The sequence below is a fragment of the Ferrovibrio sp. genome, assembly GCF_046297895.1.
Taxonomy (GTDB): Bacteria; Pseudomonadota; Alphaproteobacteria; order Ferrovibrionales; family Ferrovibrionaceae; genus Ferrovibrio.
Genome location: NZ_JBKBHC010000001.1, coordinates 274,354 through 287,759 on the forward strand (window position 1 = coordinate 274,354; position 13,406 = coordinate 287,759).

General features: G+C 61.9%; 15 protein-coding genes and 1 tRNA gene. 8 read left to right on the top strand and 8 right to left on the bottom strand.

Annotated features, from left to right (window positions below):
• Window positions 1–4 precede the first annotated feature (4 nt).
• The 6 genes from lptB to ACK4FK_RS01350 all read right to left on the bottom strand — a co-directional run bounded on the left by lptB (window position 5) and on the right by ACK4FK_RS01350 (window position 4,110).
• Window positions 5–787 carry an LPS export ABC transporter ATP-binding protein gene (gene lptB, locus ACK4FK_RS01325; protein ID WP_409740041.1) on the bottom strand — a complete coding sequence of 261 codons (783 nt, stop codon included), beginning with the start codon at window positions 785–787 and terminating at the stop codon, window positions 5–7.
• Window positions 787–1,383 carry an LptA/OstA family protein gene (locus ACK4FK_RS01330; protein WP_409740043.1) on the bottom strand — a complete coding sequence of 199 codons (597 nt, stop codon included), beginning with the start codon at window positions 1,381–1,383 and terminating at the stop codon, window positions 787–789. The genes lptB and ACK4FK_RS01330 overlap by 1 nt, the downstream gene beginning before the upstream one ends.
• A 5-nt stretch (window positions 1,384–1,388) precedes the next feature.
• Complete coding sequence (gene lptC / locus ACK4FK_RS01335; protein ID WP_409740045.1) at window positions 1,389–2,075, bottom strand: LPS export ABC transporter periplasmic protein LptC; 687 nt, start codon at window positions 2,073–2,075, stop codon at window positions 1,389–1,391.
• 16 nt (window positions 2,076–2,091) lie between these two features.
• Window positions 2,092–3,051, bottom strand: coding sequence for an SIS domain-containing protein (locus tag ACK4FK_RS01340; protein WP_409740646.1), 960 nt, complete (start codon window positions 3,049–3,051; stop codon window positions 2,092–2,094).
• A gap of 285 nt (window positions 3,052–3,336) precedes the next feature.
• Window positions 3,337–3,951, bottom strand: a complete 615-nt coding sequence (locus ACK4FK_RS01345; protein WP_409740048.1) for a ribonuclease D — start codon at window positions 3,949–3,951, stop codon at window positions 3,337–3,339.
• 72 nt (window positions 3,952–4,023) lie between these two features.
• A tRNA-Leu gene (locus ACK4FK_RS01350) sits at window positions 4,024–4,110 on the bottom strand.
• Between the two features lie 182 nt (window positions 4,111–4,292).
• On the opposite strand from ACK4FK_RS01350, the gene ACK4FK_RS01355 reads away from it, so the two are divergent.
• Both ACK4FK_RS01355 and ACK4FK_RS01360 read left to right on the top strand, forming a co-directional pair.
• The gene (locus ACK4FK_RS01355) at window positions 4,293–5,405 is read left to right on the top strand and encodes an NAD(P)/FAD-dependent oxidoreductase (RefSeq protein WP_409740050.1); all 1,113 of its coding nucleotides are present in this window, start codon (window positions 4,293–4,295) and stop codon (window positions 5,403–5,405) included.
• Window positions 5,402–6,277, top strand: coding sequence for an SMP-30/gluconolactonase/LRE family protein (locus ACK4FK_RS01360; RefSeq protein ID WP_409740053.1), 876 nt, complete (start codon window positions 5,402–5,404; stop codon window positions 6,275–6,277). The genes ACK4FK_RS01355 and ACK4FK_RS01360 overlap by 4 nt, the downstream gene beginning before the upstream one ends.
• Here the strand turns inward: ACK4FK_RS01360 and ACK4FK_RS01365 are convergent.
• On the bottom strand, window positions 6,264–7,199 hold the full coding sequence (locus ACK4FK_RS01365; RefSeq protein WP_409740056.1) for a fumarylacetoacetate hydrolase family protein: 936 nt from the start codon (window positions 7,197–7,199) through the stop codon (window positions 6,264–6,266). The two genes, ACK4FK_RS01360 and ACK4FK_RS01365, sit on opposite strands and share 14 nt — an antisense overlap.
• Before the next feature lie 28 nt (window positions 7,200–7,227).
• Entirely contained in the window at window positions 7,228–8,004 is a 777-nt protein-coding gene (locus tag ACK4FK_RS01370; RefSeq protein ID WP_409740057.1) for a cyclase family protein, read from the bottom strand.
• Between the two features lie 125 nt (window positions 8,005–8,129).
• Between ACK4FK_RS01370 and ACK4FK_RS01375 the strand changes: the two genes are divergently transcribed.
• Genes ACK4FK_RS01375 through ACK4FK_RS01400 form a run of 6 tightly spaced genes read left to right on the top strand, consistent with a single transcriptional unit; the run spans window position 8,130 to window position 13,401 of the window.
• Complete coding sequence (locus ACK4FK_RS01375) at window positions 8,130–8,867, top strand: FCD domain-containing protein (protein WP_409740059.1); 738 nt, start codon at window positions 8,130–8,132, stop codon at window positions 8,865–8,867.
• Window positions 8,868–8,894: 27 nt separating this feature from the next.
• Window positions 8,895–9,965, top strand: a complete 1,071-nt coding sequence (locus ACK4FK_RS01380) for a C4-dicarboxylate TRAP transporter substrate-binding protein (RefSeq protein WP_409740061.1) — start codon at window positions 8,895–8,897, stop codon at window positions 9,963–9,965.
• Window positions 9,966–9,988: 23 nt separating this feature from the next.
• Window positions 9,989–10,483, top strand: coding sequence for a TRAP transporter small permease subunit (locus tag ACK4FK_RS01385; RefSeq protein WP_409740063.1), 495 nt, complete (start codon window positions 9,989–9,991; stop codon window positions 10,481–10,483).
• Window positions 10,480–11,793: a TRAP transporter large permease gene (locus tag ACK4FK_RS01390; RefSeq protein WP_409740066.1), complete on the top strand. Its 1,314-nt coding sequence runs from the start codon at window positions 10,480–10,482 to the stop codon at window positions 11,791–11,793. Before ACK4FK_RS01385 ends, ACK4FK_RS01390 begins: the two co-directional genes overlap by 4 nt.
• A 1-nt stretch (window position 11,794) precedes the next feature.
• Window positions 11,795–12,826 carry an SMP-30/gluconolactonase/LRE family protein gene (locus ACK4FK_RS01395; RefSeq protein WP_409740068.1) on the top strand — a complete coding sequence of 344 codons (1,032 nt, stop codon included), beginning with the start codon at window positions 11,795–11,797 and terminating at the stop codon, window positions 12,824–12,826.
• Window positions 12,823–13,401: a cupin domain-containing protein gene (locus ACK4FK_RS01400; protein ID WP_409740071.1), complete on the top strand. Its 579-nt coding sequence runs from the start codon at window positions 12,823–12,825 to the stop codon at window positions 13,399–13,401. Before ACK4FK_RS01395 ends, ACK4FK_RS01400 begins: the two co-directional genes overlap by 4 nt.
• Window positions 13,402–13,406: the final 5 nt, after the last annotated feature.

The window sequence follows — 13,406 nt, forward strand, 5'->3', positions numbered from 1 at the left end:
TCCGTCACCAACTGAACCGCTCGCCCAGATAGACGCGCCGCACATTCTCGTCGGCGACGATCTCGTTCGGGCTGCCTTCCATCAACACCTTACCATCATGCAGGATGTAAGCGCGGTCGATGATGTCGAGGGTTTCGCGCACGTTATGATCCGTGATCAGAACGCCGATACCGCGGTCTTTCAGGTGAGAAACCAGCTGCCGGATTTCGCCCACGGCGATCGGATCGATGCCGGCCAGCGGTTCATCCAGCAGCATGAAGGATGGCTGCGTGGCCAGCGCCCGCGCGATCTCGCAGCGACGCCGCTCGCCACCCGACAACGCCAAAGCCGGCGTACGACGCAGATGGGTGATCGAGAATTCGGCCAGCAGGTCATCAAGCATCGCTTCGCGCCGGTCCGTCTCCGGCTCGACCAGCTCCAGCACGGAGCGGATATTCTGTTCCACCGTCAGGCCGCGGAAGATCGAAGCCTCCTGCGGTAGATAGCCCATGCCCAGACGGGCCCGGCGATACATCGGCAGGCCGGTGATGTCATGGCCATCAAGGGTGATGTTTCCATGATCGGGGCGAATGAGGCCGGTCATGATGTAGAAGGTGGTGGTCTTGCCCGCGCCGTTCGGCCCTAGCAGGCCAACCGCCTCGCCGCGCTGAACATACAGCGACACGTCACGCAGGACCGGTCTTTTCTTGAAGCTCTTGCCCAGGCGATGCGCCGCCAGGCCGGGAAACGCGTTCTCCGCTACCAGCCTAAGGCCGTCGCCTCCGACTTTCTCGCCCACAGCGGTCATCAGGGTTTCGCTCCGGGCTTGGTGGCCGCACCATTGGCCGGGGCCTCATCGCCCTTGGGGACGAACACGCCACGCACACGGCCGCCGGCAATCGGATCGCAGGTACTGCGACCCGTATCCTGATACATTACGGCGCGGGCACACCGCACCGTGCCCTGGTCGTTGCTGAGCACGACATTCCCGGTCAGCGTGATGGTCTTTTTATCCACGTCATAGATGCCGAAATCTCCCTGGCCACGTTCCTGCGGGGTGGAGACAAAAACGTCGCCTTTGGCTTCAATCTTGGTAATCGAGCTGGCATCCGGCCCGCCCGACGGCGGCGGCTTGGCCGTCCCTGCCTGCTGATTGTTGCTGCGTTCGCGGTAATAGACATAAAGCTCGGCGGAGCGTAGTCGCGTATCGCCCTGTATGGCATCGACATTGCCGCGGAAAATGGCGAGCTGTTTGTCTTGCTGCACTTCTAAGGTATCGGATGTTATGTCTATAGGCTGGTCGCTGTTTTTGCGGCTATTCAGACCGACCTGGCCGAAAGCCGGTGCCACGCCAAGCATGGCGCCGACGGCAAGCATGGGCAGGAAAAGCGCTGATCGACGCATTCCGATCATCCCCGTTGTTCGCGCGGGAAGATCGTAGTCTTCACGCCATTAATAAACACGATCCTTTGACCGCTATCGTAAATCCGCATGCCATTGGCATTGATCTTGCCGAGCGCGGCGTGGCCCCAGACCTTTTCGTCGCTGGAAATCACCTTGGTTTCCAGATTGATTTCAGCCGAATGACCATGCATCTCGTAGCCCTTGTCGCCGAATACCGCGATATTGCCATAGAGATCAAGCAACTGCAGGCTACCCTGATAGAGCCCGGTATCGGCCGTCAGCGACCACCACTCGCCATTGACCATGGTGATGTCTGCCTGCACGCGATCGAGCGTCACCTGCTTGTCGTCCTGCGGGTCCTGTACTGCCCTGTCCGCCGTAACAACATAAGGCTGCCCGCTGGAGTCGTTTCCACGGTAGCGTGGATTGCTCATAACCAGCGCTGCATTGGCGCTATCCACATCATTAAAAGTAAGCGGCAGCACATTGTGCTTTCTGGATAGCTGCGGCCATGCAATCACAGCGGCCACCGTGCCCAGTGCGATCAGCGGCAGGATGAATTTCATGAACCGAACGAAGCGGCGCCGGCGCGTCAAACCGGCCAGGGCCGCCCTGGCGTTGCGCGGCGTGAAGCTTGCCGCTCGCTCGCGCGGCAAGGGAGAAGCGTTGATTGGATCGCTGCCGGCTGTCATGCGTAATCCGGCCTCATCATGTGATTCCGGCCCGCACGCAGTCGTGCATGTGCAGGATGCCGATCGGGCGTCCCTTCTCAACCACAAAAAACGCCGTGATGCGACGGCTGTTCATCTGCCGCAGGGCCTCGACCGCCAACTGGTGCGGCCCGATGGTGATCGGCGACTTGGTCATCACCGTATCCACGGTCTGTGACAGAAGATCACCCTCAATGTGACGGCGCAGGTCACCATCGGTAATGATGCCGACCAGGCGCCCCTTGTCACGTCCCCTGGCAGCGACGATCCCGATACAGCCAAAGCTGCGGCCCGCCATGGTGACCAGAGCCTCGCGCATCGGGGTGCCTGCCGCAACCAACGGCATCTCCGGCCCGCCATGCATTAGGTCGCTGACCTTGATCAGCTGCTTGCCCAGGCGCCCGCCAGGATGGAATACCCGGTAATGATCGTGATTGAAGCCCTTGCGCTCCATCAGCGCCACGGCGAGGGCATCCCCGAGGGCCAGCATCATCGTGGTGGAAGTGGTCGGCGCCAGCCCCATCGGGCAGGCTTCTTCCACCGGCGGCAGGATCAGGGCCACATCCGAGGCTTGTCCCAGCGCCGACCGCGATTTCGAGGTGATACCGATTAAAGGAATCCCGAAGCGCTTGGCATGCGCTATCAGATCGGCCATTTCCGGAACGTCACCGGAATTCGACAGGCAGAGCAGCACGTCGCCCTGCATCACCATGCCCAGATCGCCATGGCTGGCTTCAGCGGGATGGACGAAAAATGCCGGCGTGCCGGTCGAAGCCAGGGTCGCAGCAATCTTGCGGCCAACATGGCCGCTTTTGCCCATGCCTGACACGATCACGCGGCCGCGTACCCCGCTGGATAGGCCGGGGTTGCTGCCACTCACGCCAAGCAGCAAATCTATGGCACGGTCGAAGTTTTCATTGAGGCCGGCAGCCAGGGCAGCCAGGCCATTGGCCTCCATCAGCAGCACACGGCGGCCGGCGGCGATATCGGGACCGGCGGGTGTTTTGGGGCTGGTGACCTGAACCACTTTTGACCGGCCTGCGGCCGGGCGGCTGTCTTTGGCGACGGCTTTCGCACTTTTCTTTCCGGCACGCTTGGTGCGCACGGCAGACGGCGCGGTGGTCATGGGCTACCCATGGCTTGCGAGGTACAAACAAAAATCGTGCCAAGTATGGAGAACCGGCCGAGAAATTGCAAACCCGGGCGGGCGGGCGCAGCCTGATTTGATCAGGCCACCAACAAATTAATGGGCAAAAATATCGTCCTCTGGCCAGCCGGCCAGATCCAGCGCGGCCCTGGCCGGCAGGAAGTCAAAACAGGCCTGAGCCAGGGCGACACGACCCTCACGAGCAAGCATGCCGTCAAGTACTGCCTTAAGCTGATGCAAATGCAGCACGTCCGAGGCCGCATAGCGCTGCTGCGCCTCGGTCAGATCCTGCGCCCCCCAATCGGAGGATTGCTCCTGCTTGGAAATTTCCACGCCGATGAGGTCGCGGCACAGGTCCTTGAGGCCGTGACGATCAGTAAAGGTGCGCACCAGCTTGGAGGCCGTGCGCGTGCAGTAAACCGGCGTCGTTTCGGCGCCCAGATACTGCTTCAGTGCAGCCAGGTCGAAGCGGGCGAAATGAAACAGCTTCAGGATTTTGGGATTTTCCAGCAACCGCTTCAGATTCGGCGCGTCATAGCCGCTGCCGGCGCGGAACTGGACCAGATGGGCATTGCCGTCACCAGAGGAGAGTTGCACCACGCACAGCCGGTCGCGCAGGGTGCGCAATCCCATGGTTTCGGTGTCAACGGCAACCGAAGGGCCAAGGTCGAGGCCGGCAGGCAGGTCGTTCTGATATACGGTGATCGCCATATGCGGTGCACTCTCTAGGGTGCGGCACTCTCTTGCGGGTGCGCTCGGGATACGGCGCGGCAATCGAGGAATTGGTGCCCAGGATAAGACTCGAACTTACACGACCTTTCGGTCACTAGCACCTGAAGCTAGCGCGTCTACCAATTCCGCCACCTGGGCAGGCGGTGCGGGGTCCGGATAGGCGACCGTCGCGACCGAGGCGTGTCTTTACGGCTCCGGCCCGGAGAAGTCAAGCGCCCCCAAACGTTATCCCGCAGGTATCTCACGATGCCCCCGACGGGGCTTGCCTTGCCCCGCCGCCCTGCCGATAACGGACGGGTCGAGCAGGAGATTGGCGGCAGATGGATACGGTGGAGTGCCTGGTGATCGGGGCCGGCGTGGTGGGGCTGGGCGTGGCTCGCGCCCTGGCCCGGCGGGGCCATGAGGTGGTGATCGTCGAGGCCGCCGGCCTGATCGGCAGCGAGACCAGTTCGCGCAACTCGGAAGTGATCCATGCCGGCATCTATTATCCGGCCGGCAGCCTGAAAGCCCGGCTGTGCGTGGATGGCAAAAAGGCACTGTATGCCTATTGCGACGAACGCGGCATAACGCATAAGCGCTGCGGCAAGCTGATTGTCGCCGCCGACGAGGCACAGATCGCCGATCTGGAAGCACTGAAGAAGAAGGCCGAAGCCAACGGCGTCGACGATCTGCAATGGCTCACCCGCGACCAGGCCCTGGTGCTGGAGCCTCAGCTCCACTGCATCGCCGCCCTGCTCTCGCCCTCCACCGGAATCATCGACAGCCATGGCCTGATGCTGGCCTATCAGGGCGAGGCGGAGGACCACGGTGCGATGCTGGCCCTGGGGTCTCCGGTGCTGCGCGGCAGGGCCGCCCATGATGGCATCGTGATTGAGACCGGCGGAAACGAGCCGATGCAGCTAACGGCGCGCCTGGTGGTGAATGCGGCCGGACTCAATGCCCAGCGCATCGCGGCAGCCATTGACGGCATCCGGACCGAGAGCGTGCCGGGCTGCTACTATGCCAAAGGCAACTATTTCATCCTGTCCGGCATGAAACCGCCGTTTTCGCGGCTGATCTATCCGGTGCCAGAACCCGGTGGCCTGGGCATCCACGTCACCATCGACCTTGGCGGCCAGATGCGTTTCGGCCCCGACGTGGAATGGGTGGAGGGCATCGATTATGCCGTCGATCCGGCGCGCGGTGAGAAATTCTATGCCGCCGTGCGGCGCTACTGGCCCGGCCTGCCCGATGGAGCGATCCAGCCGGGTTATGCCGGCATCCGTCCGAAGCTCTCACCATCCGGAGGCAAGGCGGATGATTTCGTCATCCATGGCCCGGAACAGACCGGCTTGCCGGGCCTGATCAACCTGTTCGGCATTGAAAGCCCAGGCCTGACGGCGTCGCTGGCGCTGGGCGAATATGTCGCCAACCTTGCCGAGGGTACGGGATGACAAAACCAGCCTGCATCATCGATGGCCGTTTCGATCTGGCGGAATCGCCGGTCTGGTCGGCTGCGGAGCAGGCCTTGTGGTTTGTCGACATCAATATGCACGGCCTGCACCGGTTCGATCCGGCGAGCGGAGCTTGCCGGCGCTGGACGATGCCGGCCGCCATTGGGTGCATCGCGCGGGATCGCGATGGCGGGCTGATCGCTGCGCTCCGCAATGGCCTGTACCGGCTCGATCTTTCCCATGGCAGGCACCGCCTGCTTGCGGCAGCGCCTTATGATACCGCGCGCATGCGCTTCAACGATGGCCGCTGCGACCGCCAGGGTCGGTTCTGGGCCGGCACCATCACCGACGACCGCCAGCCCCATGGCGCATTATATCGCTTTGATGGCACCCGCTTTATCGAAACAAAACTGCCCGGCGTCATCACCACCTCGAATGGTCTGGCCTGGAGCCCCGACGGCCGCATCCTGTATCACGCCGATACGCCGACCATGCAGGTGCACGCGTATGACTACGACATCGCGGCCGGAGAGCTTTCGAATCGCCGACTGTTTCTAGATCTGACCGTCGACAATGAGCGGCCCGATGGCGCGACGGTGGACAGCGCCGGCAATTACTGGCTGGCGCTCTATGGCGCCGGCAAGGTGGTACAGTTCTCGCCGGCCGGCGAACGCCTGCGCGAAATCCATCTGCCGGCGAAGGCGCCGACCATGCCCTGCTTCGGCGGTTCGGATCTGCGCACGCTGTTTATCACCACGGCGCGGCAGAAACACACGCCCGAAGAACTAGCAAGAATGCCGCTGGCCGGCGGCATTTTCAGCATTGGCGTCGACATCCCGGGGTTGCCGGAAACGCCCTTTATTTCTGCCTGACCACGCGGTTGCGCAGGATGCCGATCTTCTCGACCTCCAGCTCCACCACGTCACCATCCTTCAGGAAACGGCCATGCTCGAGGCCGCAGCCATCTCCGACCGTGCCCGAACCGAAGAATTCGCCGGCATGCACGGTTTCATCGGCCGAGACGCGGGCCAGCAGGTCTTCGAATTTGTGGTGGATGGTGCTGGAATTGCTGTCGCACCAGGTCTCGCCATTCACGCGCGCCTGCATGCGCAACTTGTAGGGATCGCCGATCTCGTCCAGCGTCACCAGGAACGGGCCCATGCTGTTGCCGGTATCAAAATCCTTGCCCTTGCAGGGCCCCAGCATGCTTTGCATCTCAATACTCTGGGCATCGCGCGCCGAGAAGTCGTTGAAGATGGTGAAGCCGAAGATGTGATCGCGGGCATCGCCTGGCTTGATGTTCTTGCCGCCCTTGCCGAGGAAAAAGCCGAATTCCAGTTCGAAATCCATCACCTGGCTGTAACGCGGCCAGATCACGTCGCCATCCGGTCCATTCACCGAGAAGCGGTTGGATTTGTAGTAGATCGGGATCTGGTACCAGGTCGGTGCCACCTTGATCATGCCCAGCTTGACCAGCAGCGGACCCAGCAATGGCTTGCGCATGATGGCTATGCGCTCCATTGCCTGCTGCACATGCTTCTCGAACAACATGGAATCGCGGATCTGCTCGGGCACCGGTACTGGCGCATGCAGCTTGGCTTCATTCAGCGGCAAGCGGATTTCCGCCTTCTCCTGCAGCGCGCGGGCTTTCGCCTTGGCCTCGTCGCCGCCCTTGATGATGGCGAGCATGTCGGGAAAAGCATCACCCAGATCAACGATTGCGGCGCCGTCGCTGGTGAGCACGCCGGGGCGCATGGAACCGCGCGCCGGATGGCTGAAAGTGCAGAATTTCATATCTGATTATTCCTCGAAAATGGCGCCATTATTCTTCAAAAATAGCAACCGCACGGGTCCAGCCGGCGGAAGCGCCGCGAATCTTGTGCGGGAAGCAGGAGATAGTGAAGCCAAACGGCGGCAGGACTTCCAGGTTATGCAGCTTTTCCAGATGGCAGTAGCCGATATGGCGGCCGGCCTTATGGCCTTCCCAGATCAATGATGCATCATGGCTTTCCTTGAATTTCTCGGCGGTATGCACAAAAGGCGCGTCCCAGCTCCAGGCATCGGTGCCGGTGACGCGCACGCCGCGCTCCAGCAGATACATCGTGGCCTTGTAGCCCATGCCACAGCCGGTGCTGACATAGTTCGGCTGGCCATAGGCCTTCCCGGCGGCGGTATTGACCACGACGATATCGTGTTCCTTCAGTTCATAACCGATCCGCTTCAGTTCGGCCTCGACGTCCTTGTCGGTCACCACATAGCCGTCGGGGAAACGAGTGAAATCGAGCTTCACGCCGTCGCCGAAGCACCAGTCCAGAGGCACCTCGTCGATGGTCCAGGCCCGTTCGCCGTGATTCATCGTTGAGTGGAAGTGATACGGCGCATCCAGGTGCGTGCCGTTATGGGTGTTGAGGGTCACGTTCTCCACCGCCCAGCCTTCCGCATCGGGCAGGTCTTCTTCCTTCAGGCCAGGGAAGAACTTGATGACGTCGGATGCGCTCTGCTGATGGCGGACATACTCGATCTTCGGGCTGAAGCCCGGTGGATCGGACTGCACGTCGTTTTCGAGATAAATGGAAAGGTCGACGAAGCGACGGGGCATATTTCCTCCTTGGCCGGCTCTGACAGACCGCTTGCAGGGCACAACAATAACGACGAAGATTAATTTTGTCGATTTTTTTTCTTTTTGTCGTTGACACTGCCCCCCAGCACTCTCACAGTGGCACCATGACTGATGGGAGGACAAAAGCGGATATCCGCGATCTGGCGGCCGAAGCCGGCAGCCTGACCGAATTCGCATACCGGAATATTCGCACTGACATCATCGCCGGTCTGTTCCCGCCCGGCGTCAAACTGCAGATCGACGAACTTAAGACCCGCTACGGCCTGAGTGCCAGCCCCCTGCGCGAGGCTCTGGCCCGACTGATCAGTCAGGGTTTCGTCTCGGTGGAAAGCCAGCGCGGCTTCCGTGTCGCCGCCATGAGCCCTGAAGACCTGGCCGATATCACGCTGGCCCGCCAGGTAATCGAGACCGCGGCGTTGCAGCGCGCCATCGAACGCGGCGACGACGCCTGGGAAGGTAACATTCTGGCGGCCTATCACCGACTCGACCGTTATGTCGCGCGCTTGGGCGGCCGACCGGTGGAAAACCTGGCCGAGTTCGGCGAACTGCACAAAGCCTTCCATGTCGCACTGGTCGCCGCCTGCGGATCGCCGCGCCTGCTGGACGAACAGGGCAGGCTGTATGATCAGGCAGAACGCTACCGCCACGGCATGATGCAGAATTTCCTGGTCGAACAGGGCACCGGGATCATGGATGAGCACAAACAGCTCATGGATCTGGTGCTGGCACGCAGGGCAGATGAGGCTTGCGCCATGCTGCACCATCACCTCGGCCATACCTATCATTTTTGTTTCGGCCCTGACGGCGCCAGTAAACGACTGGAGGATGCCGTCAACCAATAACCGCGGATAACCTTCGGGAGGAAACCAATGACCGCGATCAAGACCCTTGCCTGCACCATCGGTGCCACGGCCGCATTGCTGCTGGCAGGCCATGCGCAGGCCCAGACCGTGAAGATGACCGCCGTGGCGGGCCATCCGGTGATCTTCCCCTGGGTGAAGCTGGCTGACGAATTCTTCATCCCCGAGGTCGACAAGCGCCTGGCCGCCGCCGGCAGCAAGGCGAAGTTCGAGTGGACCAAGGCCTGGGGTGGCACCGCCGTTAAGCTGGGCAGCGAATCCGGCGCGATCAAGGATGGCCTGGCCGAACTGGCCTTCGTCTCGACCATCTTCGAGGCGCCGAAATTCCCTCTGCAGAACGTGTCCTACGTCGCTCCGTTCATGACCGACGATATCGCCGTGATGTCGAAGGCGATCAAGAATATGCAGGCTAAGATTCCGGCCATGGCCGAAGCCTGGACCAAGAACAACATGATCTTCCTGGGTGGCACCGGCCTGGACAGCTATCACCTGTTCACCAAGACCCCGATCAACAAGCTGGAAGACCTGAACGGCAAGAAGATCAACGCTCCTGGCCCCTCGGCCAACTGGGTGAAGGGCACCGGCGCGGTGGCTGTCGCCGGCACGCTGCAAACCTACTACAACGACATCCAGACCGGTGTGACCGAGGGCGCGCTGACCTTCGCCACCGGGGCCTTTCCGGCCAAGCTGACCGAGGTTGCCCCCCACATCACCAAGGTGAATTACGGCGCCCAGTTCGCCGGCGCACTGGTGATGAGCAAGCGCGTGTTCGACAAGCTGCCCAAGGACGCACAGAAGATCGTCATGGAAGTCGGCGCCGAATACGACGCCAAGTTCGCTCAATTGCTGACCGCCACCTCTGCCTCGCTGATGCAGAAAATGGTGGAAGGAGGCGCCAAGGTGCGTGAACTGGGCCCGGAAGAGCGCAAACAATGGGCCGCCGTGCTGCCCAATGTGGCACTGCCCTGGGCCAAGGATCTCGATGCCAAGGGCCTGCCGGGCACCCAGGTGCTGAACGCCTTCGTTGCCGAGATCCGCGCCGCCGGCGTGCAGTTCCCGCGCGACTGGAGCAAAGAGTAACCGCTTAATTCGGTGGTGCCGCAATGTATGCCCGTCTGCTGGGGGCGATGAACGCCCTCGGCACCGTGTGGATTTTTCTCCTCATGGTGCTGATCAATTCCGACATCCTGGGACGAGAGCTGTTTTCCAGCCCCGTGCGCGGTACCACCGAATTGCTGTCGCTCTCCATCGTCGGCATCGTGTTTTTGCAGCTTGGCCATGCCCTCATGGTCGGCCGCATGACACGATCCGACATGGTCATCGAAACCCTTCTGGTAAAGAATCCGCGTTTCGGCCGCGCCCTCCAGGGCCTGTTCGCCCTGCTCGGCGCGGCATTACTCGCCATCATCTTCTGGGGCAGCATCGCGCCGTTCAATGAAGCCATCGAGATCGGCGAATATGTCGGCGCCGCCGGCGATTTCACTGCCCCGACCTGGCCAATCCGGCTACTGATCCTGATCGGCTCGGCTGCCACCGGCCTGCAATACCTGGTCATGGCCTGGCAGGATTTCCGTTTCGTTTTTGCAGGTGGCAAATGACCGGCCTTGAAATTGGCTTCCTCACCCTGGCCGGCATGATGCTGCTGATCTGGCTCGGCCTGCATGTCGCGGTCGCGTTGGGCCTCACCTCCTTCATCGGCGTCTGGCTGCTGAAAGACAGCCCCGATGTCGCCATGTCGATGCTAGCCCAGGGCGCCTCGGACTCAATCGCCAGCCACATCTTCGGCGTGGTGCCGTTGTTCGTCCTGATGGGGTTCCTCGTCTCCATCGCCGATATCGGCAAGGATGCCTTCGAGGTCGCCAACCAGGGACTGCGCCGTTTGCGTGGCGGCCTAGGCGTTGCCACAGTCGCCGCCAATGCCGTGTTTGCCGCCATTACCGGGATCTCGATCGCTTCGGCCGCCGTATTCACCCGCGTCGCCGTGCCCGAGATGCTGCGCTACGGCTACAAGCCGGGTTTCGCCACCGGCGTGGTCGCCGGCTCCTCCGTGCTGGGCATGCTGATTCCGCCCAGCCTGCTGATGATCCTCTATGGCTTCCTGGCCGAGGTTTCCGTGGGTGCCATGTTCATGGCCGGCGTGGTGCCGGGCCTGCTGCTGGCATTCACCTATTCCGTTGGCATCATGCTGATGGCACGCTTCTGGCCGTCATATGTGGGCGGCCGTCCCGAGGGCGATGCCGCTCATGAAAAGCTGATGGGCGGCGCCGAGATGGCCGCCAAGATATTGCCGATCATGGCTTTGATCGGAGTGGTGCTGGGCGGCATCTATGCCGGCTTTTTCACCGCCACCGACGCCGGCGCGGTGGGTGCCGCCGGCGCGCTGCTGATTGCGCTGTGGAAGCGCAAGCTGGATCCGAAGAAATTCTGGCAGGTTCTGGTCGAAACCGGTCATGTCACCGTCGCCGTCTCATTCCTGATCATCGGCGCCAGCCTCTACACCCGCATGCTGGCGCTTTCCGGCGTGCCGCAATTCCTGGTCTCGGAGATCAGCGCCGCCGGCCTCGGTCCCTTCGCCTTCCTGGCCGTCTATATCCTGCTGATCGTCATCCTCGGCTGCTTCATCGATTCCAGTTCGATTCTGCTGATCGTGCTGCCACTGATGCTCCCCATAGCCAGCGGCTTCGACATGAACCTGATCTGGTTCGGCATCATCACCATTGTCGCCGTCGAGATCGGCCTGCTGACGCCGCCTTTCGGATTGAGCGTCTTTGTCATCAAGAGCACGCTCAACGATTCCAGGATCACCCTGCGCACCATCTTTGTCGGCGCCTTGCCCTTTGCCGCGATCATGCTGCTGACCCTGATCATCCTGGTGCTCTTCCCGAAACTCACTCTAGCCCTGGTCTGATATGACTGCCGTCAACCCGCTGAAAGGTTTTCGCCTCACACTCGACGACCTGAACTTCATCGGCCACGACCTGCAGCGGCCAGAATGTATCCTGGCCGAACCCGATGGCACGCTGTGGTCGGCCGATGCCCGCGGCGGCGTGATGCGCATAGCCCCCGACGGCAGCCAGCGCCTGATTGCCCAGCAGGCTGATAGCCACTTCGCCGGCACGACCGATCTGGCCAAACGCTTCACCGAAGGCACGCTGCCCAATGGCCTAGCCTTTGCCCGCAATGGCGACATCCTGATCTCGAATTTCGGCACCGACCGGCTGGAAGTGATGGATCGCGAGGGCCGCAGCCGCGTGTTGCATGACAGAATCGACGGCCGCCCCATCGGCAAAGTGAATTTCGTGCTGCGCGATTCGAAAGACCGCATCTGGCTCACCGTTTCCACCCGCATCAAGAACTGGATGGAGGCGATCCGGCCGGGCATCGACGATGGTTTCATTGCACTGGCCGACGAGCGCGGCCTGCGCATTGTGGCCGATGGCCTGCATTTCACCAACGAAATACGCTTCGATGCCGGCGAGGAGTATCTATATGCGGTGGAAACCTGCGGCCGCCGCATCACCCGCTTCCGGGCCAACTCGGACGGCAGCCTGAGCAACCGCGAGATATTCGGCCCCCGTGATTTCGGTCCGGCCGGTTTCCCCGATGGCTGCGCCTTCGATTCCTTCGGCAATCTATGGGTCACGCTGGTGATGGCCGAGAAGCTGGTTGCGCTCACGCCCGAAGGTGAGCTGTTGACCCTGTTCGATGACGGCAATCCGCAGGCCATCGCAGCCCTTGAGTCCGCCTATCAGGCTGGCAAGGCCACACCCGAGTTGCTGATGGCGACCCGCAGCAGCGTCACGCCCTGGATCGCCAGCATCACCTTCGGCGGCCCCGACCTGCGCAATGCGTATATCGGGACTTTGTTCGGCACCAACATCCCGTGGTTCCGCAGCCCGGTCGCCGGCCTGCCGATGGTACACTGGAAGGACCGCCCATGAACCGCTCGCCCCGCCGCATCGTCACCGGCCATGACAGCAACGGCCAATCCGTCGTCGCCATGGACACCGCCATGCAGCCGACGCTGGACAAGCCCGAGATCGGCGTCGCCTTCTATGAAATCTGGAACACCGCCGGCAGTCCGGTGCGCGTCGACAACGGTGCCGACCCAACCCGACGCCCGCTGCAGATCGAGCCGCCGAAGCAAGGCAGCATCATCCGCTTCGTCGATTTCGGCCCGAAACAGGCCAGCCGCCCGCCGATGACGCGCGAAATGGCGGAAGCCGCCTTCGCGCTGGTCGGCTCGGCTCATGCCTCGACCTGGAGGCCCGACAGCCCGCATCCGATGATGCACCGCACGGAATCGGTAGATTACGGCATTGTCGTATCGGGTGAGATCGTCCTGGTGCTGGACGATGGTTCGCGCACGCTGCTGAAAGCAGGCGACGTGGTGGTACAGCGCGGCACCGACCATGCCTGGGAAAACCCTTCGGAAACCAGTTCTGCACGCATGGCCTTCATCCTGCTGGATGGTGCATTTTCCCCTGAGATCGCTAAGCTGATTGAAAAGGCTTGAGAGTC

What these genes read in the sequence shown, in the direction of transcription:
- lptB (WP_409740041.1), bottom strand. Translation starts at nt 787, where the DNA reads ATGACCGCTGTGGGCGAGAAAGTCGGAGGCGACGGCCTTAGGCTGGTA.
- ACK4FK_RS01330 (WP_409740043.1), bottom strand. Translation starts at nt 1,383, where the DNA reads ATGCGTCGATCAGCGCTTTTCCTGCCCATGCTTGCCGTCGGCGCCATG.
- lptC (WP_409740045.1), bottom strand. Translation starts at nt 2,075, where the DNA reads ATGACAGCCGGCAGCGATCCAATCAACGCTTCTCCCTTGCCGCGCGAG.
- ACK4FK_RS01340 (WP_409740646.1), bottom strand. Translation starts at nt 3,051, where the DNA reads ATGGAGGCCAATGGCCTGGCTGCCCTGGCTGCCGGCCTCAATGAAAAC.
- ACK4FK_RS01345 (WP_409740048.1), bottom strand. Translation starts at nt 3,951, where the DNA reads ATGGCGATCACCGTATATCAGAACGACCTGCCTGCCGGCCTCGACCTT.
- ACK4FK_RS01355 (WP_409740050.1), top strand. Translation starts at nt 4,293, where the DNA reads ATGGATACGGTGGAGTGCCTGGTGATCGGGGCCGGCGTGGTGGGGCTG.
- ACK4FK_RS01360 (WP_409740053.1), top strand. Translation starts at nt 5,402, where the DNA reads ATGACAAAACCAGCCTGCATCATCGATGGCCGTTTCGATCTGGCGGAA.
- ACK4FK_RS01365 (WP_409740056.1), bottom strand. Translation starts at nt 7,199, where the DNA reads ATGAAATTCTGCACTTTCAGCCATCCGGCGCGCGGTTCCATGCGCCCC.
- ACK4FK_RS01370 (WP_409740057.1), bottom strand. Translation starts at nt 8,004, where the DNA reads ATGCCCCGTCGCTTCGTCGACCTTTCCATTTATCTCGAAAACGACGTG.
- ACK4FK_RS01375 (WP_409740059.1), top strand. Translation starts at nt 8,130, where the DNA reads ATGACTGATGGGAGGACAAAAGCGGATATCCGCGATCTGGCGGCCGAA.
- ACK4FK_RS01380 (WP_409740061.1), top strand. Translation starts at nt 8,895, where the DNA reads ATGACCGCGATCAAGACCCTTGCCTGCACCATCGGTGCCACGGCCGCA.
- ACK4FK_RS01385 (WP_409740063.1), top strand. Translation starts at nt 9,989, where the DNA reads ATGTATGCCCGTCTGCTGGGGGCGATGAACGCCCTCGGCACCGTGTGG.
- ACK4FK_RS01390 (WP_409740066.1), top strand. Translation starts at nt 10,480, where the DNA reads ATGACCGGCCTTGAAATTGGCTTCCTCACCCTGGCCGGCATGATGCTG.
- ACK4FK_RS01395 (WP_409740068.1), top strand. Translation starts at nt 11,795, where the DNA reads ATGACTGCCGTCAACCCGCTGAAAGGTTTTCGCCTCACACTCGACGAC.
- ACK4FK_RS01400 (WP_409740071.1), top strand. Translation starts at nt 12,823, where the DNA reads ATGAACCGCTCGCCCCGCCGCATCGTCACCGGCCATGACAGCAACGGC.